At 62.3% G+C, this 23,290-nt stretch carries 26 protein-coding genes and 1 tRNA gene; 10 read left to right on the top strand and 17 right to left on the bottom strand.

What is annotated here, in order from left to right; translation table 11 throughout:
• Positions 1-20 precede the first annotated feature (20 nt).
• The 5 genes from ACTJKY_RS14420 to traA form a co-directional block, all read right to left on the bottom strand.
• On the bottom strand, positions 21-1,112 hold the full coding sequence (locus tag ACTJKY_RS14420) for a radical SAM protein (protein ID WP_440846811.1): 1,092 nt from the start codon (positions 1,110-1,112) through the stop codon (positions 21-23).
• A gap of 599 nt (positions 1,113-1,711) precedes the next feature.
• Positions 1,712-2,026 carry a hypothetical protein gene (locus ACTJKY_RS14415; RefSeq protein WP_440846810.1) on the bottom strand — a complete coding sequence of 105 codons (315 nt, stop codon included), beginning with the start codon at positions 2,024-2,026 and terminating at the stop codon, positions 1,712-1,714.
• Positions 2,027-2,048: 22 nt separating this feature from the next.
• Positions 2,049-3,012, bottom strand: a protein-coding gene (locus ACTJKY_RS14410; protein WP_414668061.1) for an IS630 family transposase whose coding sequence is annotated in 2 segments (ribosomal slippage) — positions 2,049-2,660 and positions 2,662-3,012 — 963 coding nt in all. Because the reading frame shifts where the segments join, the coding sequence is not laid out codon by codon here.
• A 380-nt stretch (positions 3,013-3,392) separates the two neighbouring features.
• Positions 3,393-3,971, bottom strand: coding sequence for a hypothetical protein (locus ACTJKY_RS14405; protein WP_440846809.1), 579 nt, complete (start codon positions 3,969-3,971; stop codon positions 3,393-3,395).
• 10 nt (positions 3,972-3,981) lie between these two features.
• Positions 3,982-6,816 carry a Ti-type conjugative transfer relaxase TraA gene (traA, locus tag ACTJKY_RS14400; protein WP_440846808.1) on the bottom strand — a complete coding sequence of 945 codons (2,835 nt, stop codon included), beginning with the start codon at positions 6,814-6,816 and terminating at the stop codon, positions 3,982-3,984.
• 172 nt (positions 6,817-6,988) lie between these two features.
• Here traA and traD point away from each other — a divergent pair, with 172 nt between their 5' ends.
• Both traD and ACTJKY_RS14390 read left to right on the top strand, forming a co-directional pair.
• The gene (gene traD / locus ACTJKY_RS14395) at positions 6,989-7,312 is read left to right on the top strand and encodes a conjugal transfer protein TraD (RefSeq protein ID WP_440846807.1); all 324 of its coding nucleotides are present in this window, start codon (positions 6,989-6,991) and stop codon (positions 7,310-7,312) included.
• Positions 7,257-7,535 carry a conjugal transfer protein TraD gene (locus ACTJKY_RS14390; RefSeq protein WP_440846806.1) on the top strand — a complete coding sequence of 93 codons (279 nt, stop codon included), beginning with the start codon at positions 7,257-7,259 and terminating at the stop codon, positions 7,533-7,535. The genes traD and ACTJKY_RS14390 overlap by 56 nt, the downstream gene beginning before the upstream one ends.
• Positions 7,536-7,580: 45 nt before the next feature.
• On the opposite strand, the gene ACTJKY_RS14385 is transcribed toward ACTJKY_RS14390, so the two are convergent.
• From ACTJKY_RS14385 to ACTJKY_RS14370, 4 genes are all read right to left on the bottom strand, one after another.
• Positions 7,581-8,477 carry an HNH endonuclease gene (locus ACTJKY_RS14385; protein ID WP_440846805.1) on the bottom strand — a complete coding sequence of 299 codons (897 nt, stop codon included), beginning with the start codon at positions 8,475-8,477 and terminating at the stop codon, positions 7,581-7,583.
• 52 nt (positions 8,478-8,529) lie between these two features.
• Positions 8,530-9,459 (bottom strand): HEPN domain-containing protein, encoded by a 930-nt coding sequence (locus ACTJKY_RS14380; RefSeq protein WP_440846858.1) that lies wholly within the window; start codon positions 9,457-9,459, stop codon positions 8,530-8,532.
• A gap of 77 nt (positions 9,460-9,536) precedes the next feature.
• On the bottom strand, positions 9,537-9,782 hold the full coding sequence (locus ACTJKY_RS14375) for a sigma factor-like helix-turn-helix DNA-binding protein (protein WP_440846804.1): 246 nt from the start codon (positions 9,780-9,782) through the stop codon (positions 9,537-9,539).
• Positions 9,779-10,666 carry an ArdC family protein gene (locus tag ACTJKY_RS14370; RefSeq protein WP_440846803.1) on the bottom strand — a complete coding sequence of 296 codons (888 nt, stop codon included), beginning with the start codon at positions 10,664-10,666 and terminating at the stop codon, positions 9,779-9,781. Before ACTJKY_RS14370 ends, ACTJKY_RS14375 begins: the two co-directional genes overlap by 4 nt.
• A 577-nt stretch (positions 10,667-11,243) precedes the next feature.
• Between ACTJKY_RS14370 and ACTJKY_RS14365 the strand changes: the two genes are divergently transcribed.
• A complete protein-coding gene (locus ACTJKY_RS14365; RefSeq protein ID WP_440846802.1) occupies positions 11,244-11,453 on the top strand; it encodes a helix-turn-helix transcriptional regulator in 210 nt (69 codons plus the stop codon).
• 232 nt (positions 11,454-11,685) lie between these two features.
• Here ACTJKY_RS14365 and ACTJKY_RS14360 read toward each other — a convergent pair whose 3' ends face one another.
• The 3 genes from ACTJKY_RS14360 to ACTJKY_RS14350 form a co-directional block, all read right to left on the bottom strand.
• Complete coding sequence (locus ACTJKY_RS14360) at positions 11,686-12,234, bottom strand: hypothetical protein (RefSeq protein ID WP_440846801.1); 549 nt, start codon at positions 12,232-12,234, stop codon at positions 11,686-11,688.
• Between the two features lie 65 nt (positions 12,235-12,299).
• Positions 12,300-12,875, bottom strand: a complete 576-nt coding sequence (locus tag ACTJKY_RS14355) for a papain-like cysteine protease family protein (RefSeq protein WP_440846800.1) — start codon at positions 12,873-12,875, stop codon at positions 12,300-12,302.
• Positions 12,872-13,657 carry a hypothetical protein gene (locus ACTJKY_RS14350; protein WP_440846799.1) on the bottom strand — a complete coding sequence of 262 codons (786 nt, stop codon included), beginning with the start codon at positions 13,655-13,657 and terminating at the stop codon, positions 12,872-12,874. Before ACTJKY_RS14350 ends, ACTJKY_RS14355 begins: the two co-directional genes overlap by 4 nt.
• A gap of 581 nt (positions 13,658-14,238) precedes the next feature.
• Here ACTJKY_RS14350 and ACTJKY_RS14345 point away from each other — a divergent pair.
• The 7 genes from ACTJKY_RS14345 to ACTJKY_RS14315 are packed head-to-tail and all read left to right on the top strand — an operon-like array spanning position 14,239 to position 18,759.
• Positions 14,239-14,487 carry a hypothetical protein gene (locus ACTJKY_RS14345; protein WP_440846798.1) on the top strand — a complete coding sequence of 83 codons (249 nt, stop codon included), beginning with the start codon at positions 14,239-14,241 and terminating at the stop codon, positions 14,485-14,487.
• Between the two features lie 11 nt (positions 14,488-14,498).
• Entirely contained in the window at positions 14,499-14,801 is a 303-nt protein-coding gene (locus ACTJKY_RS14340; RefSeq protein WP_440846797.1) for a hypothetical protein, read from the top strand.
• Positions 14,798-15,151, top strand: coding sequence for a helix-turn-helix domain-containing protein (locus tag ACTJKY_RS14335; protein WP_440846796.1), 354 nt, complete (start codon positions 14,798-14,800; stop codon positions 15,149-15,151). The genes ACTJKY_RS14340 and ACTJKY_RS14335 overlap by 4 nt, the downstream gene beginning before the upstream one ends.
• A gap of 3 nt (positions 15,152-15,154) precedes the next feature.
• Positions 15,155-16,003 (top strand): ImmA/IrrE family metallo-endopeptidase, encoded by an 849-nt coding sequence (locus ACTJKY_RS14330; protein ID WP_440846795.1) that lies wholly within the window; start codon positions 15,155-15,157, stop codon positions 16,001-16,003.
• On the top strand, positions 15,996-16,805 hold the full coding sequence (locus ACTJKY_RS14325) for a thymidylate synthase (RefSeq protein ID WP_440846794.1): 810 nt from the start codon (positions 15,996-15,998) through the stop codon (positions 16,803-16,805). The genes ACTJKY_RS14330 and ACTJKY_RS14325 overlap by 8 nt, the downstream gene beginning before the upstream one ends.
• Position 16,806: 1 nt before the next feature.
• A complete protein-coding gene (locus ACTJKY_RS14320; protein ID WP_440846793.1) occupies positions 16,807-17,847 on the top strand; it encodes a nucleotide kinase domain-containing protein in 1,041 nt (346 codons plus the stop codon).
• 12 nt (positions 17,848-17,859) lie between these two features.
• On the top strand, positions 17,860-18,759 hold the full coding sequence (locus ACTJKY_RS14315) for a nucleoside triphosphate pyrophosphohydrolase family protein (protein ID WP_440846792.1): 900 nt from the start codon (positions 17,860-17,862) through the stop codon (positions 18,757-18,759).
• Here the strand turns inward: ACTJKY_RS14315 and ACTJKY_RS14310 are convergent.
• The 5 genes from ACTJKY_RS14310 to recJ form a co-directional block, all read right to left on the bottom strand.
• A complete protein-coding gene (locus ACTJKY_RS14310; RefSeq protein ID WP_440846791.1) occupies positions 18,711-19,100 on the bottom strand; it encodes a holo-ACP synthase in 390 nt (129 codons plus the stop codon). The two genes, ACTJKY_RS14315 and ACTJKY_RS14310, sit on opposite strands and share 49 nt — an antisense overlap.
• A 27-nt stretch (positions 19,101-19,127) precedes the next feature.
• Complete coding sequence (locus tag ACTJKY_RS14305; RefSeq protein WP_440846790.1) at positions 19,128-19,469, bottom strand: hypothetical protein; 342 nt, start codon at positions 19,467-19,469, stop codon at positions 19,128-19,130.
• Positions 19,444-21,075, bottom strand: a complete 1,632-nt coding sequence (locus ACTJKY_RS14300) for a patatin-like phospholipase family protein (protein ID WP_440846789.1) — start codon at positions 21,073-21,075, stop codon at positions 19,444-19,446. Before ACTJKY_RS14300 ends, ACTJKY_RS14305 begins: the two co-directional genes overlap by 26 nt.
• Before the next feature lie 312 nt (positions 21,076-21,387).
• Positions 21,388-21,462, bottom strand: a tRNA-Glu gene (locus ACTJKY_RS14295).
• 54 nt (positions 21,463-21,516) lie between these two features.
• Positions 21,517-23,283 (bottom strand): single-stranded-DNA-specific exonuclease RecJ, encoded by a 1,767-nt coding sequence (recJ, locus tag ACTJKY_RS14290; RefSeq protein ID WP_440846788.1) that lies wholly within the window; start codon positions 23,281-23,283, stop codon positions 21,517-21,519.
• Positions 23,284-23,290: the final 7 nt, after the last annotated feature.

Raw genomic sequence — 23,290 nt, 5'->3', positions numbered from 1 at the left:
CTTATAGTTGCGATAAAAGGTCATTTCAGAGCTGTGGCGGCGGGGCAAGTCAGGACATTGCGATCCATTTGCACTAAACCTCGTAACCACAAAGAAAGTTTTTCGCTATCGAATTTTATTGTTCCATCTTCATGGATTGCACCTACATCATTCTTTGGATTTCTCAATGCTACTGTGCACTTGGCAATTCTTCCATTGGCACGAATAACGAAAGAGTTAGCCTTACTTGCATAACAAACATCTTTGAATGTAAAATCTCCCTGTGGCTTACTATGGTCGGCACCCTCCCTTCCAACTAACATACTTTCAGCGAGGCTGGAAGGTATACCTCCAATACGCTGGATACGCTCAGCTTCTATTTGCTTTAAGAAGGAAAGAGTGGTGTTCAATGCCAACTTATCATCGCGCTGGAAGATTTTTGGATGATCCGGGTCGGAGCCACCCCAATTATATATTACTTTGAAAAATACCGAAAATCTAGGGTCCGCAAAGTTATCTCGAATGGCTTTCACGAGATTAATCGTCGAATCCTCACCCCCCGGACGCAAATGAATTCTTAAAGATATATTAAAGTCTATATCAGAGTTTCGGGCATCAATAAGGTTTTTCCAGATCGTATCAAAATTTGGAGCACCATTTCTGCTTCTTCTAGTAAGATCATGACCTTCTTTGAAGCCGTCTAATGATATTTGGAAGCATTTGCATTCCAAATAAGATAATTGTCGAAGCGTTTCCGTGTCCAATAGAAACCCGTTTGTTGTCATTTCCGAAGTGAACGTACCACGTCCCGACATCAAAATCTTTGCTGCGCCACTTATTTGAGAGATGACCCTCATGTTTAATAATGGCTCCCCTCCAAAATAAGATAAATGCAGCTCCTTTAAATCTTTAGAGCGGTTTTCCATTAATTTTATAATGCCGGTAACTATATTCGGTTTCATATTGCCGATGGAAAAATCCTCATAACAATATGTGCATCGAAAATTACATTGCTCTGTCGGCAAAATAATCAGTTGAAGAGTCTGATTCGAAAGAGACATGGCTTGTATTAGGGCGGGGTCTGAGGTTAGCCCCTCAGAACTTGGCTTCTCGAGAACATCGGCATCGATCATAGCAGAACTCCACTGTTTAGGGAATAATCCGCATTATAATAAGCCATCACTTTCAACTCTCTTTGTCAAGTTGAAATTGCAAGCAAACGGCATAGCTGATATTTATTTCTACGTGTTACCGGACGTTTCTGTAGTTTCTCGCAAATTGCTCACGTAATATTTTGCTTCAAGAACAGCACCCTGCAGGCAGATAGAAGGTGCTCCCTTTTGGAAGCAGTCAGTGCGAGGTTGAGACCTCGTATCAGCACGCTTTTTACCCGCTAATGATCAATCCATTTGCGCAGGTTCTGGCGCCAGACCGACCATCGCCGGTGGGAGGCGAATAGTCACGATGACGTCATACTTAATTGCTGCAGAAGCTACTTCATTAGCTCCCGCAACCCAAGCTGCCTTGCGACGAGCAGTGTGAAAGCGGCCGTAACATGATCTGCAAAGTGAGAACGATCTCGCCCGCTCTCGCTCCAGTTCCGGCTCTTCACGCCCATCGGGTACAAGGCCAGCTAGTGGTTCGCAGAGCGCACCGACGATCAAGACGCAGCCGAGTTCGTGCGTAGGGTCATGAATACCATAAAGGCAGGAGCGCTGCCGCCGATCACGACTCAACTACGCAACCGCAAGGCAGGCAAGAACACACGAAGCGGAGCCCCGCGCAGGACGCGTATCAGCGATATGTGAAGCCGTACGAGGTCACGATCCAACCGCGACACGACAAGCTGCAGGCAAACTTTGCCCCTTTCCTCCGAAGGTCGCACCCAAAGGTCGACTTCCCGCTCCGCCACCGCGATGATCTTTGGTTTCAGGTCGAAGGCGAGGCCGGTGTCATGGTCGAGGTCAAACCGACCGATCCGGTCAGCCTGCGATGTGCCGTCCGCGCTGCCATCAGTCAGCTGCTGGATTATTGCCAACATCAGCACTGGATAGACCGTTAGAGCAATTTCACATTGACCGTTGATATCCAGCGGCCTGGAAGAAGTTGGCACATTCGCGAGGCGGGAAGCGATCAAGCAGTTCGCCGATGCGCTGGACAAGAGCATCGACGGTTCGGGCTGGCTGCTGGCGCAGGAGCGCCTTGAGCTTGGCGAAGGCCATCTCGATCGGGTTCATGTCGGGGCTGTAGGGAGGCAGGTAGAAGAGCTGGGCGCGCCGGGCGGTGATCGCCTCGCGGATGCCGGCGACCTTGTGGGCGGGCAGATTGTCGAGCACCACGACATCGCCGCGCCGGAGCGTGGGCGCCAGGACATCGCGGACATAGACCCGGAAGGCATCGCCATCCATCGGCCGGTCGAGCACCCAAGGCGCGGTCATGCCGGTCAGGCGCAGGCCGGCGATGAAGGTCATCGTCTTCCAGTGTCCGAACGGCACGCGATCGCGGCAGCGTTCGCCGACCGGCGCCCAGCCATAGAGCCGCGCCATCTTGGTGTTCACCCCTGTCTCGTCGAGGAAGACGAGGCTTTCAGGGTCGATGAACGGCTGGGCTGCCCGCCACAGCGTGCGCCGCGCCGCCACGTCCGGCCGCTCCTGCTCGGCTGCGTGCAGGGCTTTTTTTAAACGACAGGCCGAGCCGCCGCACCGCATTCCACATCGCGCCGGTGCTGAGCCCGATTCCGTGTTCGGCCAGCAGCCACGCTTGTGCCTGCGCCAGCGTGATCCCTGGTTGGGAACAGATGTGCGCCGCCAGCGCCAGTTCCTGCGCCGGGGAGAGCTTGCGCGGCGGGCGGCCTCGGTTCGGGTTGATCCCGGCATCGCCGGTCAGCCGCCGCCGGATCCGCGCCTTGTAGATATAGGCCACGCTGACCTTGAAGAGCACTGCTGCCTCGCGAACCGGCATCCCGCCGTCCACCGTCGCCAGCACCCGATCGCGCAAATCCTGCGAGTAGCTCTGCCCAGATCGCCAACCCATCGCCGCCTCCGTCGTGACGGACGCCTATGAATCACACAACCACCGAAAAGGGAATCCCTCGCGATTCCGCCCATCGCGAAGATGCTCTAGGTCATCGTCGTCGAGACTGACGTTTCCAACGCTGGCGATAGCGCTCTGGCTCATGAAAATGGCTTTGGGATCGCATGGCCCTCAAAAGGAGGATTCATAGTCAAGTGGCCGGTTAAGTGTGGCGAACCGACCAATGTGTAGGAAGACATCCATCGCGTTTTCGAAATTACTTGGCCTCAGTCTGCCGATCTTCGCGGAAACTGCCGGGCATTGGCTTTATCGAGGATGACCGGTTCCGACGGAAGTCTTATTCCTGCGAGTACTGTTTGAAGGATCTGAATGTACCAAACTCAGTCTTGTTTGGCAGTTATCTGGTCTCTGTGGACGACGTGATCGTCGGAACTAGCCTGTTCCGCCCCCAACATCCGCGCCGCCATCCACTGCGGTACATGCCAGCTTTCGGGAAGGGACCGCGCAATCATCCCTGGTAAAAAAGACCAAAGCAGGATCCCAGAGAGGAATGCACCGAGCATCATCCATAGCTCTCGCTTGAGCTGGTGATCCGTCGACCGCGCCCGAACGACGATCCCGTCGATACGCCCAATCATTTGGTGCAGGTCGGCACGCACTTCGTCCATCTGCCGCTTGTCGTCAGCCCGCACATCTGCCGCCGCCTTCCCCAGCTGCTGGACCATCATGGCTGGCGTGAGTTTCACGGCCGGCGCCTGCTCGATGCGGGTGATGCCTTCGGTCATCGTGGCGAGCTGCCGGCTGATCGCGGCCAGCGTCGGACTGTAATCCGGTATTTTCTCACGCGTAGCGGTCAGCCCCTGAATGGCTGTATGGAGGAGGGATATCTCCTGCCGCAGGCTTTCGAAGGCCTGGGTGGGATCGTCGGTGATGCCATATTGGCGGGGAATGTCGGTCATGGGCGCGAGCCTACATCCCAATGCTGAGGCCGCGCGAGCGGCCGAGCCATTCCTGGAGGTCGTGAGACATTGACGCGCCTCCCTGAGACTTCAAACCTAGCTCCAGCGCACGATTGCGGAGCAGCGACTCGAGCTGGGGATCGCGGTGGAGCGCTTTGGCCATCGTGGTCATGGCATCCCTGGTGGACCGCGCGGCATCGTGATCGCCGCTCCGCTCCAGAGTTTTCAGCTGCCGCGCCTTGTTCTGCCAATCCGCGACGAAGCGGTCTGCGCGGTTGGTGGCATCGATGCGGAATTCGCCCTCGGCAATCATCGCCTGGATGGCGCGACTGGTGCGACCATTGGCGGCTTCGCTGATAAGGGCAGGGTCCTTGTTCATCGCGACGCGCATGTCTCCGCCGCCGCCGGGGCGAAGCGCCTCGATCTCCTTACGGGCATTGCCAAAGGCCTCGCGCTGGTGGGGCAGGGGTTCGAAGCCCTGCTGCTTCATGCCGACGATGTCCTGCGCCGCGCGGCCAAATCGCTGCACCGCCTGTTCGAGCGGACTGGGCCGGGTCGGTACGCGGATTGGCGCGCTGCTGAGCTTCAGCCCGTCGAACATGCCGCGACGAGGCAGCGTCGGCGCTGACGATAGCGCCGGCTGCACGTCGGGCGCGCGAGTATAGTCCGACGCCATGTCCTTCCCGCGTTCGCGCGCCAGCGTGCGGGCCAGCCGCCCGGCATCGGCGAAATCATCCCGGCCATAATGCAGATCGACACGCTCCCGATGACGCGACAGCGCGACATAGGCAGCGTGACGGTCCAGCCCCGGCGTTGCGAGCACATGGACACGGTGGACGTTCATGCCCTGTGCCTTGTGGATTGTGGCGGCATAGCCGTGGTCGACATGGGCGTAGTCCTTGAGGTCGAACGCGACGCTTCGCCCGTCATCGGTGCGCACGCGCATCGCGATTCCGCTGACCTGTTCGATCGTGCCCAGCGTGCCGTTCTTCACCGCCAGGCTGCGCTCGTTCATGAGGAACATGACGCGGTCGCCCGCGGCGAACGACCGGCTTCCTCGTTCGACGACGAGGTCGACGTCGTCACCGAGCATCTGCGCCGCCCGCATCCGGTCGCGCGCTGCCGTGTTCAGTTGGCGCACTTCGTCATTGGTGTGGGTGAGGATGATGCGGCTCGCGTCGGGGGCGGCCTGCCGGTCCTTGTCCCAGCGCTTGATCAGCGCCTCGCGCGCCGCTTCGCGCGTTTCGGCGGCATGGACATGGCCGGCTTCCGTATAGGCTGCCAATGCTTCGCCGGTGCGGCCGGTCGCGAGCTGTCGCGTCGCGTCGCGCTGCCAGTCTTCGGACTGGCGGCGGATAGTGGTGATTTCCACCGCGCCATGCCGCTCGGCAATCGAACGGAACGCCGCACCCGCTTCGATCGCCTGGAGCTGCTGCGGATCGCCCACCAGCACGACCTTGGCGCCGCGCTTCTCTGCTTCACGGATAACGCGCTCCATCTGTCGCGTGCCGATCATTCCGGCTTCGTCGATCACAAGGAGGGATTTGTCGGTCAGCAACTCGCGGCCCTGGCCCCATTGATGCTCCAGGCTGGCAATTGTGCGGGACGCGATCCCTGAGCCACTTTCCAGATTCTCCGCAGCGATGCCCGATAGCGCCGCGCCTTGGACGGTGTAGCCAGCCGCTTCCCAAGCCTCGCGCGCGACGCCGAGCATCGCGCTCTTGCCCGTGCCGGCATAGCCGATGACGCTGCTGATGCCGCGCGCGGCGGTCACGTGCTCGAGCGCGCCACGCTGCTCGGGCGAAAGCCGTAGGCCGCGCTGTTCGGCGACGCCGAGCGCGCGTTCCAGATGCCGGTCGGCAACCGCGTGATGCCGGCGCGCGTCGAGCGTCGCAGTGGCATGTTCGAGCCGCTGTTCGGTCTCCAGCATCGCGCGCGACGTGAAGCGATCGTCGCCGCGCCCGTCCTTACCCAGCTTCACCAGCTCGGGCGATGCGCGCACCGCCGCCATCACCTGGTCGAACTGGTCCTTTCCTTCGCTGTGCCGGTGCACGAACATCGCCAAATCGCGCGTGGTGAAGGTTGCCTGGCTGTGGGTGATCGCGTCGAGCGCGATGCTCGGATTGGCGAGGATCTTCTCGCCATTCGCGCGGGCGATGATGTGATGTTCTTCAAGCCGTTCGCTGTCGCGCCCCTGCGCCATCATGCGCGATGCGGCGGGACCGATCTTGTGCTGGGGCTCCAGATCGATGCCCTGCGCTTCCAGGCTGCGGTGATCGACCCGCGCGTCGATGTCGAGTTCGGCGAGGCGCTGATTGACGTGCTCCGCCCAGGCTTCGCGCCAGTTCGTCAGCAGCTCGGTGCGGTTCCAGTCGCGCACCTTTGCGCCGAACCCATCTTCGCTGACACCGCGAAGTCCCAGCATCACATGGGTGTGGGGCTTCGCCAGCCCATCGGGGCCAATATCCCAATGGACATTGAGATCGGCGACCATGCCGCGATCGACGAATTCGCGCTGGACGAACGACCGCGCCAGTTCGATGCCATCGGCCCGCTGCAACTCGCGTGGGATGGCGAACTCGATTTCGCGGGCAAGCTGCGCATCCTTGCGCAGCTCGGCGGCCTCGACATCATTCCACAGCCGCTCGCGGTCGCGCCACGCCTCGGGCGCGTTTTCGGGCAGCAGCACTTCGCTGTGCACGACGCCGGCCTTGTCGGAAAAGTCATGGCCCCGGCCGAGCCGCTGGTCGTGCAGCCGCGACGCAGAGCGATAGGCGGCTGCCGCCACCGCGCTCGACCCGGCAGCGCGGGAAATGACTTTGGCCGAGAAGTGGTAGATCGCCATGGCGACGTACCAGATACGCCTAAAAGCGCACGTCGGCACGACGTATAAGCGCGCCCTCGAACGATTTCATCGCTCTCGGGACCGCGAAATCTCACGAAGTTTCAGGCTATTGGCGTGTTCTGGCTGTAGCGATATCTGGTCTGTCCGACCGACACAAGGGAAGGGCAGAACCATGCGCAAACCCCGAGACTATGATGCGGACCTGAAAGCGCTCGCCGACAAGGCGCGTCAACTGAAGGCGCGCAAACAGAACCAGCTCGGCGAACTGGTGATGGCGACCGGCGCCGATGCGCTGGGTGTGGAGGAACTGGCCGGCGCGTTGCTCAATGCGGCCGCTGCTGATAGCCCGACGCGGGAGGGGTGGCGCAAACGGGGCGCCGCCTTCTTTCAGCGCGAAGGGCACGACGCAGGCCGTCGCGCTCGTCGCGAGCCGGGCGGCAATGCGGCAGGTGAGCGAGGCGCGGAACCGGCTCCAGGCGAAGCAGGCGCGGCATGATCGCCGCGACTGGCAGGTGAAACGGCGCGAGCGTACCCGGCAGCTGATCGAACTGGGCGGGCTCATCGCTAAGGCTGGCTTGGTCGAACTGACCGACGACGACCGGGCCGCGATTTTGGGCCTGTTGCTGGAGGCGGCCGCGAAGCTGCGGAACGGCGACGGACACACTCAGTTGGCGCTCTGGCGGCGACGAGGGAGGCGAGCATTTGCCGACGCCGAATAACCGGAACCGGTAGTCCCACTGAGAACTCGCTGACGGCCTAACGGATCAGTGCTTGAAACAGTTGTCGCGGTGCCAGCCGAGGAAGCTGGGATGCGGTCGGTCCGCTGATCTGGCGGGAGGGATCGCGAAGCCGGAGCGATTGACGAGCGCGCGAATTCCCTCGGGATCGTTCGCCTGCCGGCTGATCAGAATTTCCAGCTCGTCGGTCAGGCTGATGAGGCCGCGGTCGAACATCCAGTGGACCGTCCCCGACAACGCCAGGCCGTTGTTGATAATGTCGGGGCCGCCGCGTTCTACCGGCCGAATATGGGCCGCTTCAACTTCAGCTCTGCCACCGCCATTGATGAGTTTCAGCCCGGTGATTGCACACCGCGCATCATAGGCTGTGACGACACGTCGGCGGAACAGCCGGTCCCGTACCAGCCGGGACCCGAGATAGGCGACCCGATCCCGCACGATTTCATGCTGGAAGGGCGTGCGTTCCTCACGAACGGAATTGTCGATCTCCCCGTCGACGCGCGGGAGAAAGTCGTCCGCCTCAGCGGTGCCAAGATCGATGATGCGGTTGAAATCGGATATGGAGAGCGGCCGAACCGCCGACTGCGCACGGCCGGAGACTTTCCCCGCGTCGTTGAGCACGCCGCGTTCCACCAGGCCGAGCGGACCGTTGAACGGCACCGGATTGACGAAATCCAGATACGTGCCCGGCTCGATCAGCGCCAAATACATATCCGACGCCTTGGGATCGGGCACGACCTGGGCAACCTTCGCGGTGGCGAAGTAGCCGCGCGTGCCCTGGATTTTGCTCGGCTCGTAATAGATGATCCAGTCGCCGATACAGGCGCTGACACGGCTGAGGTACTGCGGCGGAAACTGGTATCGCTCTGCCGGGCTGTCGTCGTAAATCGAATCCGTTCGGTGGATGAAAACGCCCTTGCCCATTGAGCGTGGATAGCCGGACATCGCGAGCGATGAAACGGCTGTTGGAAGCCGCTCAGCCAGCGTCGCGCGCGGTGGCTTCCAACTGCGCAATGCGCTCTGAGCAAATTTCGTGGACCAGGCGGCCCAGTTCCTCGACGCGCTCACCAAGCCAAGTCAGCTCGTCAGCGCTGATCCTGTAGTGCTTCGAATAGCGCGCCTTCACATAGGCGTCTTTCAGCTTTTCGAACATGCCGCGCTGCTTGCGGTTGTCGCCGGGCCAAACGTACGTCAGGCGCGCATCGAGCCGTTCGGCCTGGGTGCGCAGGAAAGCCAGATTGTGAACGTGCGGCGTGTAGAAGGTCACGACCAGAAGCACACAATGATATAGGCGTTCGGCTGACTGGTGAAGGATGAACGCCGGCTCCTTGGTTCGCCCTTGGGCGACGAGATCACGAGCCGTTCCTAAATAAACCAGCGCACTGGGAAACCACTCGTCGTAATACTCCCTGGCCATGGAGAGCGCCGCGTGCGGCGACTTCGGCTTGGGCTGGTGCAGTTCGCTGTCTTCGCTCTGGTAGAGCGCGATGCCATCGCGGGCGACATCCATGAAGAAATAGCGGCCATGGGCGAGGCCGTCGTTCACCTCCTGCAGGCTGTGAACGATGAAATTGACCGGGGTCTTGATGCTGCCGGTAATGCCAAATTCGCGCATCAGCCGGTCATCAACATTCGCCCAATATTTGACGCGGTCGGTCAGGCGCTTGTCGCTGACGATGATCAACAGGTCATAATCGGACTTGTAGCCCTTGGCGGTATGCGGCTCGTCGATCCAGTTGCCGCGCGCATAGCTGCCGTACAGGATGACCTTGAGGATGCGGCCCTTCTTCTTCCACTCGTGGCTGGCGAGCGCGAAGGCGTCGTCGAACTCCTCGAAGACGATCTGCACCACGCGCTCCAGCTCGCGCTGCTTGGCAGGCGGAAGATGATCGAGATTGCTGCGCATGGCGGAAGCTACCCTGTCGGGCTTGCCGCCCGATGGCAAGCCACCCGGCGACAAGCGGTGTGTTCGAATGCCGGCGATCACCAAGGCCAGAGGCGCCGCCACCACGGTTCCGGCGTATCGATAATCCGCATGAAGAGGGTGAGGGCGGCAGCAAATTCCGCCTCCACCTCTTCCGCGCTGATGCCGTGGCGTTCGCCAAGCGTCGGATAGTCGATCTCCTCGAACCGCATCGCCCAGAAGATCGCGCGCTGCCGTTCGGTCATCTGACGCAGGGCACGGAAGCCCCGCCGCCGAAAGACATGGGGTGGAAGCCGCTCGGTCATGACCGCGCCTCCCCAGCGGAAAGGAGGAAGTCCGCCGCCTTGCTCGCCGCACTGGCAGCCCGGAAGATGGCCTTCTCGTCACCGCGCAGCACCGCGAGCCACGAGCCGATATAGTCACTGTGTCGGACGGTGGGCACAATGCCGAGCGACGCGCAGGTGAACGCCGCCGCCATCTCCGCCACAAGTTCCTCTTTCGCGTACGACGCCGATCCGAAGGCGCCGGACTGGTCGCGGTCCAATCGGCTGCGATGGCCGGTGAAATGGCCAAGCTCGTGCAGCGCCGTCCGGTACCAGTTCACCGGATCACGGAAGGCGGCCTGCGGCGGCACCTGCACGACGTCCTGCAATGGCGAATAATAGGCCTCGCTGCCGCCGATCCGGAAATCCGCCCCGCTGGCGGCGATCACCCGATCAACTTCGGCAATCGCCAGTACGGGATCGGGCAGAACCGGAATGTTGGTCGTCGCCTCGGGCAGGCCGTCACACTGGTCGATGTTGAACACGGTGAACCGCTTCAGAAAGGCAATGGTCCGCGCTTCCCGGTCTTCGCCCTGCGCCTTCTCGGCCTCGTCTTTCGGGGTGAAGCGATCCGCATAGCACACCACCGTGCCCTTCTCGCCGCGCCGAACGTGCCCGCCGGCCGCCTCGGCCTGCCGATAGGTCAGCCAGCGTTGGCCAGCATAGCCGCCCTCGATCGCCGCCGCCCACAGGATCAGCACGTTGATCCCCGAGTAGGCTCGGGCCGATACGGCGTTCCTCGGCATCGTACAGGGGCAGCGCGCTGCATCCCAGGGCTGCACCCAGGGCAATCGGCCTTGCTCCAGCTCCGCGATGATCCGGGCGGTCACCTCGCCATAGAGGCTCTGACGCTCGTTGCTCTGCATCTCCTCTGCTCCTTCCTAAAACCGCCATCGACCGGCGCCGGGGTGGCGGGGGGCGGCAGGAGCGGACCGACAGCCCCGCCGGACGCAGGCGGGGCGCACCCGAAGGGCAGGAACGAACGTGGATGACCCGGCAGCAAGGATGCCGGGTTGCGCCGCGCCGAGGCGGGGCTACAGGGCCGTGACGCCCCCCGCCACCATGACGCCGAAGGCACCACGCCGCCGCGCCACCGGCGCGGCGACCGCCAGAGGCATGGCGCCCATGCCGACCGGGCCGCTAAGCGGACCGGCCCACGTCATGCGATCGTCACGGCGAAGCCGACGAGACGCCCCGGGGCGGCTCGGCTGGAGCGGCACGCGGAAGTAGAGCGCGGTCAGGCTGGAACAGCCTGAGACGCCACGTCATCCGCCCGCAAAATAATTTTCCCGGACATTTGGAACAGCAGCGAACGAATAGGGACGTCTAGGGACAAACCGCCGTAAAACAGCTAATTTTCATGCCGTTGACGACGGCGATCCTCACCCCAACTCTGTGTCCGACAAGCACAAAAGGACCCCACAAGACACAGGAGACTGACCCATGACCCAACAGCAACCCGACCGCTTCCTACGCCTCAAGGAGGTCCTGCGCCGCACCAGCCTGTCACGCGCGACGCTCTACCGGAAAATCCAGAAGGGCACCTTCCCCAAGCAGGTTCGCATCGCCACCCGCTGCGCCGGCTGGCGGGAATCCGCGGTCAACGAGTGGATGCACAATCCCATCTTCTATCATGTGGACGATGTACGCTGACGGCGGCTCGGTACGACCGTTCGGGCCGACAGCGGCCATAGGCAGCCCTAGTCGTTCCGTCGGCGGAAGCGCCCCGACGTCGTGATCTCGCTCTGGCGGCTCGCCCCCAGTTGCACTTGTTTGACGACCAGACAATCGAGCGGCTGCGCCGCTTCTCCACAATGACACGACCATACGAAGCTCAGCATAGAAAAGTTGCCTTGGCGAAGTCACCCTACGGCGGGCGACCGGATCAGCGCGGCAGCCCGGAGCGAGGAGAACCGGGGTCGCGTTCGATTAGGGCTGCCTGTGGTCTTGCCGCCTCAACCAGCGAAGTCACCCGCTCCCGCAACTGGGGCCAAGTGAGCACCGCCTGCTCGGCGCGCTCCGATTCCCCAAGCCTAGAGGGTATGAAGGCTGAACGAGGCCCTGCCAGCCAGAGCGAGGACACGTAGATGTCGGGGATGGTAAGCCACCGCACCTCGTAGACGTCCGCCTCCTCTTGGAAGGCAAGCGATCGCCGCAAGATCGAATGAAAAGCGCTCGCTGCTTCGCGACCACGGATTCCGAACAATTCAGCCCCATCGGGTGCGAAGGAAATCTCGGAGAGTGCGAATGGTTCGTTGTTCGAGTTGATGAGTGCTCGCCAACCGGTCCGCCGCAGGGCCCGAGGGTCAATGACATCCTCTCGCGAGACAGCGTCTTCAGGGTTGAGGACATATATCGGAATTGGCCCGATGAGCTCAAGCTGCCTTTGGCCTAGTCCAATCGCGATCTCCGGCGTATCGTCGAGAGTCTGCATGGAACTCTCGAGGCTCTCGGGCAAGCCCTCCAAAGAGCCAGGATATGGCGAGATGCTGAGAGCCATCAGGGGGTCACCAGATAACTATGCGTCCAAGTGCCGCCAGCAGCCTGGTAACCCCAGGCGATTAATGCGGCACCCGAAATGCTACTCTCGCCGTATATCGGATCAGTTATCGCTAATTGCACCTCGTTCGAGACCATCCTGATCCCGTAAATTACCACGAAATGGCCGCCACCGCCGCGCCATTCGACTCGGATCGGGAGAGGCAGGTTCGCCGATAGCTCATTGGCTACGTCTTGAGGCGAGAGCGGGCTGGCGATGATGGGTGCCCGTAGCCTGCCGATCCGGCTCAAAGGTCCATCGAGCGTGTTCTGGACATCGCACGCGCTGGGTACTGGGTTGTTGCAGCAGGGTAGTCCGAGTTCGCTAGTGGCGAGCTGGCACATGGTGACCGGCGCGTCATGGGGCGGGTTGGGATAGCCCGAGATTGTTGCGGTCACCGCAGCCCAGCACCACTGTGTTCTCCTGCCCTGACGCTGCACCCGGAAAGGCAGCAGGATCGGCGCGGCACCCCCGAGGGCCGCCGCGGGCGGAAGCGCAAGCCGACGCGTAGGGTAGACATCCGTGATGTCGGTCAACGACAAGCCCCCGCATCGCTGGCTGGCACAGGCCCCTGCGCCGTGAACAAGGTCTTGGAGCAAATGCCCTTCAGCACTCCATTGCTATCATACTGGATCTCGTAGAGGCCCGGCGGCAACGGCGGGCGCTTCTCGCCCGGCTGCGGTGCGGCGCCTGCGCCACCGCCAGTCGCATCGCCGCCTGCCTTGGCAGGAGTCTTGTAGGCCGTGATCAGCGGCGCCAACGCAGTGAGCAGCTCTGACGTCTTGCTGTCCGCACTTGCGTCGAAACCCGTCAGCATCCAGCCGTTCTGGAATGTGGGTTTGACGCTTGATGTGCCAAAGCCCGACTTCATCGAAATCGACATGGGTCGTCGCATGTCGGGCAGATAGACGATCTTCATAATGTAGCCTTGGCTACTGCCCCCGAAGCTCTGATCGGTTCCAGCTACCAGTGCCACACCATCCGCTGATGCTGCAGGCTTTTCGTCAGCTCCGCCAGGAGCAGGCTTATTCCCAAAGGCGGAAGGCCACTGGTCTTTACCACCGGCTTCGTCACCCTTCTTGGCATTCTTAGGCTTTGGTGGAGGCGCCGGCACCGCCGCTGGCGGCACGACCGCTGGCGGCACGACCGCTGGCTCGGCGAGCGGAAGCTGCGCTACCATCAGATAGGGCTTCGGCATATAATAGATGGCCCCCTCGGGGGCGTCGGCCCTCACGGAAAGATCGGGATTCAGCTGCTTAAATGTGACGCTGGCGCAACCAGAGAGCAGCACAGCGGGCAGGCAGATAATAGCGCGCATTTCGAGACCCCCCTCGAGTGGGAAAGCTGCACATCATTTCGGCGAAATGCAAGACACCAACATATTATACATCCAAATACGGCGATTCTTTTCGCCAGCGCTTCAAAGAGCATTGTTTGAATCGCCAGTAAAGATGGCCGATCCGGCAGTTGTCTTGATCCCCTCCGTCGGCTGGCCTGTGACGATCCCCGAACCCAACCGTAGGTCGGGGACGTAGATGTCCGGCGGTGCCCGCCCGATAGGTTGCTCGCCCGGATCCCGCGGATCGGGGCCGAACGGGTTCCTCGCCACATCGGCGGGGCTGGTCCGGTAAACGTTCGCGACGTCCGCACGCTGCCCCATCCTCGACCACATGACCCCCCGGTGGGCGCCGCGTGGTCCACATGGTGATGGAGGACAACCCAGCCGGGCTGGGATGACCGGCGCAAGATCGCTGGTCGCTTGTTTCCCGCCCATGTCGCGACGACGGTGTTCGAGGGTATGCGATACGACTGCAGCTGGAGCGAAATTTGCCTTCGCGCCGATCGCGTTCGAAGCGAGACGCCACCAGGGCGTGAAATCCAATATCAATCGCCAACAGGGTGGGACAGGATTGGCGCGACGAGACATCGCTCGCGGCGATCGACTGGCTCGTTTCGACAGTCCTGCTCGCCGACTTGACCGCGCGCATGGAGCGCTTCTGCGCGGTGTTCGAGCCCGCTAGCGACCTTTGGCTGACTGGCGCCAGCGCGGACAGCGATTTCTGGATTCTGCAGACGCCTTTCGCCTGCAGGGCAAATTTCACCAGCCTCTTGAATGCCACGGAGGTAAGATTATCTTACCATCCGTAAGGAAGGTGTCTATGACTCTAGATGAAGCCAGAGCGGCGATCGTCAAGACGCTGCAGAAAGTTCAGGACGTAAGCGGATTGCCCTGTCCGAGCTTGGCGGGTGGTGACATCCCGCGTCGGGTTCTCGAACAGTTCGACAGTACGGTTTGGCCGGTGGCCACATCATGGATTGCCAAGGAGCTTGGAGTGAAGATCGACAATGACGTTCATGTGTTCGGTGGAAAAAATGGGGGGCCGTTGCTAACAATCAACCAGTCGGCCGAAGTTATTTGCTCACACGTCGCCGAGCAGCATTATGCGGTCGCGGCGGAATGACCTCCGAGACCGAACAGCGCCAACTCATCGCGCAGCGCGTACGTGAAGCCCGTCAGCTTGCCGGTCTCAGTCAGGGCCAGGTTGCCAAGCTGATGGGGATGCATCGCCCGACCGTGAGTGAGATCGAAGCCGGCAACCGCCGGGTCAGCGCCGACGAAATCGGCCGCTTCGCCGAGATCTTCGATGTCGGCACCGCTTATCTGCTGGGTGAGGCCCCGGACAAACTGGCGATGGATGACCCCAAACTCCAGCTCGCCGCGCGCGAACTGGCCAAATTGTCGCCCGACGCTCTGGACGGTCTGTTGCGCGCGCTGGCCGCAGTGCGGACCGACGACGAGACCAAGGACTGAGCGATGAACCGGCGGACCCTTATCCTCGATGGTGCTCAGGCTGCGTCCGATGTGCGCGAGCAGCTCGGCCTCGACCAGATTGCGCCGGTCGATCCTTATGCGATCGGTGAAGCGCTTGGTATCAGGGTCCGCTTCCTGCCGGTCAGCATGGAGGGGTTCTACCAGAAAGGAACGCCGCCGCGCATCATGCTCTCGGCGCTGCGCCCGCTCGCCCGCAAGGCCTTTACCTGCGCGCATGAAATCGGGCATCACTGGTTCGGCCATGGCTCGACGATCGACGAGCTTAAATCGGATGACCGGCAGGACAGCGAAATCCCTGAAGAGATTCTCGCCAATGCCTTTGCTGGCTTCTTGCTGATGCCGTCGATCGCTATGCGACGCGCATTCAACAGCCGGGGGTGGAAGCCCGAGACCGCCAATCCACTCCAGATCCTCACGATCGCCAGCGAGTTCGGGGTTGGGTATGAGACCCTGCTCACCCACCTTTCGATGACGCTCGGTGATATGCCGCGAAATAGCCGTATCGAGCTGGGTAAATGGACGCCTCAACGTATCCGCAGGCGGGTCCTCAGCGACGACGATGCCGAGGGATTGGTCCTGCTCGATGCGCGTCAGAAATCGGCCAGCGTGGATCTCGATGAGGGCTACGCGCTGGCCGTGCCGCGCGGGGCGACGATCGATGGCGCCGTGCTGACCCCGCGCCAGACCATCGAAGGCTATGATGTCTACGACGCGGTCGGCCGCGGTCGTGCCACCGTGACCACGCCGGACTGGCAGATCGAGGCGCGTGTCGCCCCCGCGCGCTTCATCGGCCCCGCCAACTATCGCTTCATGGAGGATCCCGATGAGTAAGATCGCCGAACCCCAAACCATCGTCGCCGCCAACCTTTCGCTGGGCTGGGCCAGCGTGCTCGATCGCCTTGCGCGGCCGGGCGTGGACGCGATCTCGCCGCTCAGCCTGTCGATCACGGGCTTCGCTGATGACGGCACGCCGGCTGAAGTTCCAGCGATCCGCGCCGCGATCGACACGCTGCTTGCTGCCAAGGGCAAGCGCGATGTCGAGAATGTCGCGTGGACGATCTTTCCGCAGCGCTACTGGCTGATGTCGGAGGGCAACCGCATGGTCTTATTCGAGATGTTCCGCGAGGCGTTCCAGCGCATCCAGGACTACAACCCCCAAAACAACAAGCGCGGCTCGTATTTCCAGCGCATGGTTGACTTCGAAGGCGGTGGCGTGGGCAAGAACCAGCTGGCCTGGATCCTTGACGAATATGATCGCAATCCGAGCGGCCGCCGCTCGAAATGGCAGGCGACGACGTTCGATCCGTACCGCGATATGCTCACCACCGCGCAGCTCGAATTCCCCTGTCTGCAACAGGTCAGCTTCACCTTCTCGGGCGATGACGGGCTGGTCGTGAACGCCTTCTACGCGACCCAGCAGATCGTTCACAAAGGCTATGGCAACTATCTGGGGCTCGCGCGCCTCGGCGCGTTCATGGCGTCGCAGATGCACCGCCGTCTCGAGAGGCTCAACATCTTCGTCGGCATCGCTAAGATGGACAAGATCGGCAAGACCGACGCTGACTTCGCCGCCATGCTCGCCACGGTTCGCGCTGAACTGGCCGCCGCGCAGGGGATTGGCCGAGCCGCCTGATATGACCGACCAACATTCCCCCGCTTTCTTCCGAGACACGAACCGATTTGCCGGCCTCCGTCCGACCGCTGTCTTTGACAGCTATTGGCGCTTCGCCGCCGAGCGCCAGGCGATCTTCTTCCGCCGCTTGCGCGGCGATCCTGCACCGTGGACCGATGATCCTATCCTGCTGCGCCACCGATTCACCAACGTCTATCGCGCGGCAGACCGTGTTAGCCAGTATTTGATCCGCGAGGTTATATATGGCGAAGGCCGCTCGATGGACCCGCGCGAGCAGCTGTTCCGCATCCTCTTGTTCAAGCTGTTCAACAAGATTGAGACCTGGCAGCTTCTCGAAGACCAGCTTGGTGACCTGCGTTGGGAAACCTTCGACTTTGCGCGGTTTGACAAGCTCCTGTCCGCAGCGATGCGCAGTGGCGGCAAGCTCTATTCCGCGGCGTATATCATCCCGCCGGTCAAATGGCCGGGCGGCGATGGGGTCAAGCATCGCGGTCACCTGCATCTCATTCGCACGGCTGTGGGCGGGAAGTTGATCGACGGGCTCGGCGGCGCGAGCTCGCTAGGTGAAGTGTTCGCGCTCCTAAAGCAATTGCCGTCGCTCGGCGATTTCCTCGCGTTTCAGCTTGCGATCGACCTCAACTACGGCACGGTGATCGACTTCCCCGAGGATAGTTTCGTGGTCGCTGGCCCTGGCGCGCGCGATGGCATCGCCAAATGCTTCGACAACGCATCGGACTATCTCGCCGAAGATATCATCGAATTCATGCACGATCGGCAAAATCGCGAGTTCGAGCGGCTTGGGCTCGATTTCGAAAGCTTATGGGGGCGGCCGCTTCAGCTGATCGATTGCCAAAACCTGTTTTGCGAGATCAGCAAATATGCGCGGGTTGCCCATCCCGATGTGATGGGCGTCTCGGGCCGCACCAGGATCAAGCAAATCTATAAGCCGCTGCCCTCTCCGCACGGCGTCTGGTTCCCGCCCAAATGGGGGCTCAACGACAAACTGCCGGTCGACACTGCGCGCGCCGGCCAGCTTCTCTAGAAGGACAGATCGATGGAACTCGCCAACTATCAGTCCCATGCCCTCGAAACAGACCGCACCGGCCTAAACGGTGCGGACGCGGCGCAGTTGGTCCCGCTGCTCGGGCTCGCCGGTGAGGCGGGCCAGCTGCTCTCCGAGTATAAGAAATGGCTTCGCGACGGTCCAAGCCATGTGCGCTTCGTTGATCGCGTGCATGAGGAGCTCGGCGACATTCTGTGGTACATCGCCAACGTCGCTAGCAAATATGGCCTCGATCTAGAGGACATCGCTGCTGCCAACCTCGCCAAAACGCGCGCGCGGTTCGGCGAACAAAGCGGCGTCACGTTGGGCACTTGCGGGGTCGAGGCCGAAAGCTTTCCCGACCGCTTCACGCTGACATTCGTGCAGCAGGTAGATGGCGACAGAGTAATTGCAAGGACCCTCTTCAATGGCGTCCAGGTCGGCGCGGAACTGACCGACAATGCCCATGAGGATGACGGCTACCGCTTCCACGACGTGTTCCACGCCGGCTTCGTCGCGGTGCTGGGCTGGTCACCTGTCCTGCGCAAGCTTCTGGGCCGCAAACGAAAGAGCATTGCCAAGCTCGACGAGGTTGAGGACGGCGGCCGCGCGGCGGTGATCGAGGAGGGTATTGCGGCGCTCATCTTCGACTATGGCCGCAACCATAATTTTCTCGAAGGAGCGGGCGGCGTCGATGAGGCATTGTTGAAGACGATCCGCGGCATGTGCGCTCATCTCGAGGTCAAAGATCAGCCCGAGGCCCTGTGGCAAAGCGCAATCGTGCAAAGCTTCGCGGCCTGGCGGGATCTCAACGCCGCGCATGGCGGCGCGCTCGAAGTCGATCGCACAGCCCGGACACTGCGCTACGTCCCTGCTGCGCCGGTTGCCAGCGCCACGGCGGCTGCGCTGTGAGCACCGTGCGTCAGACTGATCAGCCAGTCTGAAATGCCGCGCGCGATGGCCGCATCGCGCGCCCCCCCCGTCACGGAGACCCGGGGCGTGGACACTCCGTCCGACAGAAGCTCAACATCGGTCCAAGAAATGCCATCCTGCAGTCCGCCGATCGTTTTTAAAACCGCCTCCTTTACCGCGAACCGCGCAGCCAGCCGCGTTAGCCGTTCGGCATCGGTACCGTCGAACGCTTGTTCACGGGGGGTGAAGACGCGGTCGAGTACGTCGGGGTCGAGTTTGCCATAGAGCAACCGGAAGCGATCAGTTTCCACCAGATCAAGGCCCACAGCGATGACAACCATGCGCGTCAGCTAACGCTGTCAGTTAGATCAGCGAGCGGCACTGCGCTTGAGCTCTGGATCCTTGATCGAGTCCAACGTCTCGCGGCGTTCCTCGGCAATCTTTTTAGCCTCAAGAACGACTCCCGACATCGCACCTTTATATTTGGCCACCGCCTGCGCGGTTGCCAGCTTGACCTCGCCGAGGCCTTTGGGTGGTATCGACCCGCCGTCCCTGGAAACCGACCAACCTTTGCCCTTCGGATCTGCAGGCGCGCTAGCGTCGGCCTTGCCGCCGATCGTTGGACCGCCGCCAGCGGACGCCTTGCTACCCTTGACGACGAACCGGCCGTTCTGCGGGGATTTCTTAAAGGTGGTGCTCTTCCAAGTCATGGCCATCTTCCAGTTCGACCAACTCATGCATTATCAGACGAAAGAACTCGTTCACAGCGTTTTCGATCTCGGTGACCGCGACTTCCAGTCGTTCGTCGGGCGGAAGCTTCGCGTCGCCGCCGATGTGAACGACGACGCGAGCGCGGCCGTTCTCGTCCAATATGGGGATGCAAAGCTGCCATGCCAGTTTGGGCCAGCGCAACTTGCGCCGTAGCCGGTTGGCCGGGCCGGGCAAATCGAGATTTTGCGGAAAAGGCGCGAGTTCGAATCGCGATTCCTGCGACTGCCAAGCCTCGCCAAGAACCGAACCGTCGATAGGGACGAGCATGCCCTCGTCTGCATGCCTCTCGTAGCCAGTCGAGAACCTCAGTCGCAGCGAATGATGATAGTCCTTGTCGGGCACGGCGATAGCCACGCGTATATGCTTTGCATCGATGCCGAGCGCTGTTTCCAATACGTCCTCGGCGAGACCGCGCGTCAGCTCGCAGGCATCGCGGTAGAGTTCGGGGCGGCGGAAGAGTCTTTTGTCGAGCCGGACGCGCGCTGCCGCCGCACCGTCGCGAACCTCCTGCCTTGCTTGCTCGAGCGATAGATCGAACTGCAACAGCTTGAGGCTGCTCTCCAATACAAGTTGTTCTGCCTGGCCGGATACCCGCAAATTCAGCTCGCCCGAGCCAAACAGCGCCGTTCGGATCGCCGACGGTAGCCAGTTGAACCGGCTGATAAGTGGGGCATTGGACGTATCGGCGATTTCGACGGCTATTGTCAGCGCCTCGGGATCGAGCTCTCGCTCCTCATCGAACGGCCACGCCGGGAGATTAGAGACGATACCGCCATCCACGAACGAGTACTGTCCGACCTGCCACGGTTGGAAAATGATCGGGAGGCAAATCGATGCTGCCACCGCGTCGGCCACCGCTACCTCCGGCGTGCGCTCGGGCGAAAAGAGGTGCAGCCGCCGCTTGCTCAGATTGGCGCTGACGATCTTGAGCGTCGGCCGGTCGCCCTTCCCGAAATCGCCCATTGTCACAATACGTTCGGGTTCGTCTGGAAAGAGCCGGCGTTGCAAAAGGACGCCCAGCGCACCACGAAACCGACCAACATCAGCCAGCCCGCCGATAAAGAACCGTACCCCCAATGCCGCCAAACCAGCAAGCAACAGGGTCAACAACACCGCGGCGGAAATGGCCAGCCAGGACCGCGTGGCACCGGCAATGATCAGCCCGGCCGGCAGGATCAGGCCGATCGCGCCGCAGGCCACGCGCAGTAACCACGCATGGCTTGCGGCCCAGCGGAATCCCAACACGCGTGCCCAGCCGGACCTCCCAAATATGTCGGTAGCCCGGCTGATTTCTGGATCGATCTCGCGGAGCTGATCCATGATCGTCGGCCCGCCATCCGGATCGAGCATTTCGCGCGACGAAAAGCCCGCAGCCTTGAGGGCGGCGACGATCGCTCCCGCCGATGTTCCCGCAAGACCGCAAAATGCCACGCCGCGATCTTCCAGTGCGCGTAGTGCGCCGACATGGATCAACCCTTTCGCTCCGCCGCCAGCCAGAGCGACGAAAGCACGCTGCGGTTCGACGACGATAAGGGGTCTAGGCAAACGTACTGGTCCTGAGCTTTGCTACGTATCCAGCCAACCATATTTGTACGGCTTATTTCGATCTAGCTAAATGAGCGTTGCTCGCGAGCGACTACTTGCCATTAGCGCGCATAAAATCTGCCCGTCTGCTGTCGGCCCATACGCGGTCGCACGACCTTCGATTCTGAAAGCCATTCCCGCGAGAAATCAACGCGCTCCGAGGGCATTCCAATGGATGCCACTAGAGCTACGAAAAAGTGTGGGACAAAAAGTGGGGCCGGCATTCACCAGATCGCCCGAAATGGCGAAATTGCGCCAATTTCCGCTTGACGATGGTGACCCCTACGGGAATCGAACCCGTGTTTCAGCCGTGAAAGGGCCGCGTCCTAACCGCTAGACGAAGGGGCCAACTGCTTGGCGTGGAGCGGCCGAATAGGGGGCGATTTCGCAGCCGTCAAGCACTCAATCTGCCCAAGCAGCATCTTCTATGTGCAATTCTGCTGCGGGGCGGCTTCCCCAGGTGTCGATCTTCGCCCGGCCCGCCAGCCAGAGCCGCCGATGGGAGGGGGCAGAGAGCAGCGCCTGGCCCAGGTCCGAATCGGCCTGGCGGAAGGCGACCGCCTTCAGGCTCTGCCCGTCCGCGCCCGCGACGATCGCGCGGACATGGCCGCCGGTGCCGACCACATCGGCCTTGATCACCCGCACCGGACCCGCGGCGATTCGCGGCGCCGGCCAGCCCATGCCATAGGGGCCGCCGGCCTCCATCGCCTCGACCAGCATCGGGTTCACGCCCGCGGGGCTCAGCACCGCATCGAGCAGCAGGGCGCGTTCGCCGCGTGCGACGGCGATGCGCGCGGCGAGACGCTCCTCCAGGAACGCGGCGAGCACTTCCACGCCCTCGGCCGCGACCGTGACGCCACAGGCCATCGCATGGCCGCCGCCTGCGATCAGCAGCCCGGCGTCCTTGGCCGCCAGCACCGCCGCGCCCAGGTCCACACCCGGGATCGAACGGCCCGAGCCTTTGCCGATCCCGTCCTCGCCGATGGCGATGACCAGCGCCGGCCTGCCGAACTTCTCCTTCAGCCGCCCCGCGACGATGCCGATCACCCCGGGATGCCAGCCTTCACCGGCAACCAGCGCGACCATCCGGTTGTCGTCCACGAGGCACAGCGATTCGGCCGCGGCCTGGACCTCGGCTTCGATGGCACGGCGCTCTTCGTTGAGCAGGTCGAGTTCCGCTGCGATGGCGCGGGCCTCGGCGGGATCGCGGGTGGTGAGCAGGCGCACGCCGAGGTCGGACTTGCCGACGCGGCCACCGGCGTTGATCCGCGGCCCCAGCGCGAAGCCGAGATCGGTGCAGGTCGGCGCGCGGGTCAGCCGGGAGGCTTCGATCAGGGCGGCGAGGCCGATATTGCGGCGCTGCGCCATCACCTTGAGGCCCTGCGCCACGAAGGCGCGGTTGAGCCCCTTGAGCTGCGCCACGTCGGCCACGGTGCCCAGTGCTACGATATCGAGCAGCTCGAGCAGCCGCGGCTCGGGCCGGCTGGCGAAATAGCCGCGCGCCCGCAGCGTCCGCACCAGCGCGGCGCCGAGGAGGAAGGCGACGCCGACCGCGGCGAGATGGCCGTGCTCGGCGCCCTCGGCTTCGTCGAGCCGGTTGGGGTTCACCAGCGCGTGCGCGACGGGCAGCTCGGTCGCGCATTTGTGGTGGTCGACGACGATCACGTCGGCATGGGCATCGCGCGCCATCGCCAGCGCCTCGAACGCCTGGGCGCCGCAATCGACGGTGACGATCAGCCCGTGGCCCTGCTGCTTCAGCCGCACCAGCGCCTCGCCCGAGGGGCCATAGCCCTCCATCAGCCGATCGGGGATATAGGGGGTGGCTTCCAGGCCGAGTTCGCGGAGCAGCAGGATCAGCAGCGCCGCGGAGGTGGCGCCGTCGACGTCATAGTCGCCGAAGATCGCGACCTGCTCGCGCGCTTCCACCGCGTCGGCAAGGCGCTCGGCGGCGCGGTCCATGTCGCGGAAGATCGAGGGGTCCGGCATGAAGGCGCGGATGCTGGGGGTGCGGTGGCGCTCCAGATCGGCGCGATCGACGCCGCGGGTGAGCAGCAGCTGAGTAACCAGGTCGTCGGGGGCAAAATTGGGGTCGCGCGCATCGGCGGCGAGGCCGCGCCAGCGCCAGGGCTGGCCAAGGATAGAATGGTGAACATTGAGGGCAGGGGACATGCCCCCG

The sequence above is a fragment of the Sphingomonas sp. 22176 genome (genome assembly GCF_052045505.1).
Classification (GTDB): domain Bacteria; phylum Pseudomonadota; class Alphaproteobacteria; order Sphingomonadales; family Sphingomonadaceae; genus Sphingomonas.
The sequence above is the reverse complement of the archived record's forward strand: the minus strand, read 5'-3'. Positions and strand labels throughout refer to the sequence as shown.

Excerpts from the sequence above, each read along its gene's own strand:
- ACTJKY_RS14420 (WP_440846811.1), bottom strand. The coding sequence starts at position 1,112 with ATGATCGATGCCGATGTTCTCGAGAAGCCAAGTTCTGAGGGGCTAACC.
- ACTJKY_RS14330 (WP_440846795.1), top strand. The coding sequence starts at position 15,155 with ATGAACCGGCGGACCCTTATCCTCGATGGTGCTCAGGCTGCGTCCGAT.
- ACTJKY_RS14370 (WP_440846803.1), bottom strand. The coding sequence starts at position 10,666 with ATGCAGAGCAACGAGCGTCAGAGCCTCTATGGCGAGGTGACCGCCCGG.
- ACTJKY_RS14385 (WP_440846805.1), bottom strand. The coding sequence starts at position 8,477 with ATGGGCAAGGGCGTTTTCATCCACCGAACGGATTCGATTTACGACGAC.
- ACTJKY_RS14390 (WP_440846806.1), top strand. The coding sequence starts at position 7,257 with ATGCGGCAGGTGAGCGAGGCGCGGAACCGGCTCCAGGCGAAGCAGGCG.
- ACTJKY_RS14350 (WP_440846799.1), bottom strand. The coding sequence starts at position 13,657 with ATGCGCGCTATTATCTGCCTGCCCGCTGTGCTGCTCTCTGGTTGCGCC.
- ACTJKY_RS14365 (WP_440846802.1), top strand. The coding sequence starts at position 11,244 with ATGACCCAACAGCAACCCGACCGCTTCCTACGCCTCAAGGAGGTCCTG.
- ACTJKY_RS14315 (WP_440846792.1), top strand. The coding sequence starts at position 17,860 with ATGGAACTCGCCAACTATCAGTCCCATGCCCTCGAAACAGACCGCACC.
- traA (WP_440846808.1), bottom strand. The coding sequence starts at position 6,816 with ATGGCGATCTACCACTTCTCGGCCAAAGTCATTTCCCGCGCTGCCGGG.
- traD (WP_440846807.1), top strand. The coding sequence starts at position 6,989 with ATGCGCAAACCCCGAGACTATGATGCGGACCTGAAAGCGCTCGCCGAC.
- ACTJKY_RS14325 (WP_440846794.1), top strand. The coding sequence starts at position 15,996 with ATGAGTAAGATCGCCGAACCCCAAACCATCGTCGCCGCCAACCTTTCG.
- ACTJKY_RS14375 (WP_440846804.1), bottom strand. The coding sequence starts at position 9,782 with ATGACCGAGCGGCTTCCACCCCATGTCTTTCGGCGGCGGGGCTTCCGT.
- ACTJKY_RS14360 (WP_440846801.1), bottom strand. The coding sequence starts at position 12,234 with ATGCAGACTCTCGACGATACGCCGGAGATCGCGATTGGACTAGGCCAA.
- ACTJKY_RS14380 (WP_440846858.1), bottom strand. The coding sequence starts at position 9,459 with ATGCGCAGCAATCTCGATCATCTTCCGCCTGCCAAGCAGCGCGAGCTG.
- recJ (WP_440846788.1), bottom strand. The coding sequence starts at position 23,283 with ATGTCCCCTGCCCTCAATGTTCACCATTCTATCCTTGGCCAGCCCTGG.
- ACTJKY_RS14305 (WP_440846790.1), bottom strand. The coding sequence starts at position 19,469 with ATGACTTGGAAGAGCACCACCTTTAAGAAATCCCCGCAGAACGGCCGG.
- ACTJKY_RS14310 (WP_440846791.1), bottom strand. The coding sequence starts at position 19,100 with ATGGTTGTCATCGCTGTGGGCCTTGATCTGGTGGAAACTGATCGCTTC.
- ACTJKY_RS14340 (WP_440846797.1), top strand. The coding sequence starts at position 14,499 with ATGACTCTAGATGAAGCCAGAGCGGCGATCGTCAAGACGCTGCAGAAA.
- ACTJKY_RS14335 (WP_440846796.1), top strand. The coding sequence starts at position 14,798 with ATGACCTCCGAGACCGAACAGCGCCAACTCATCGCGCAGCGCGTACGT.
- ACTJKY_RS14405 (WP_440846809.1), bottom strand. The coding sequence starts at position 3,971 with ATGACCGACATTCCCCGCCAATATGGCATCACCGACGATCCCACCCAG.
- ACTJKY_RS14320 (WP_440846793.1), top strand. The coding sequence starts at position 16,807 with ATGACCGACCAACATTCCCCCGCTTTCTTCCGAGACACGAACCGATTT.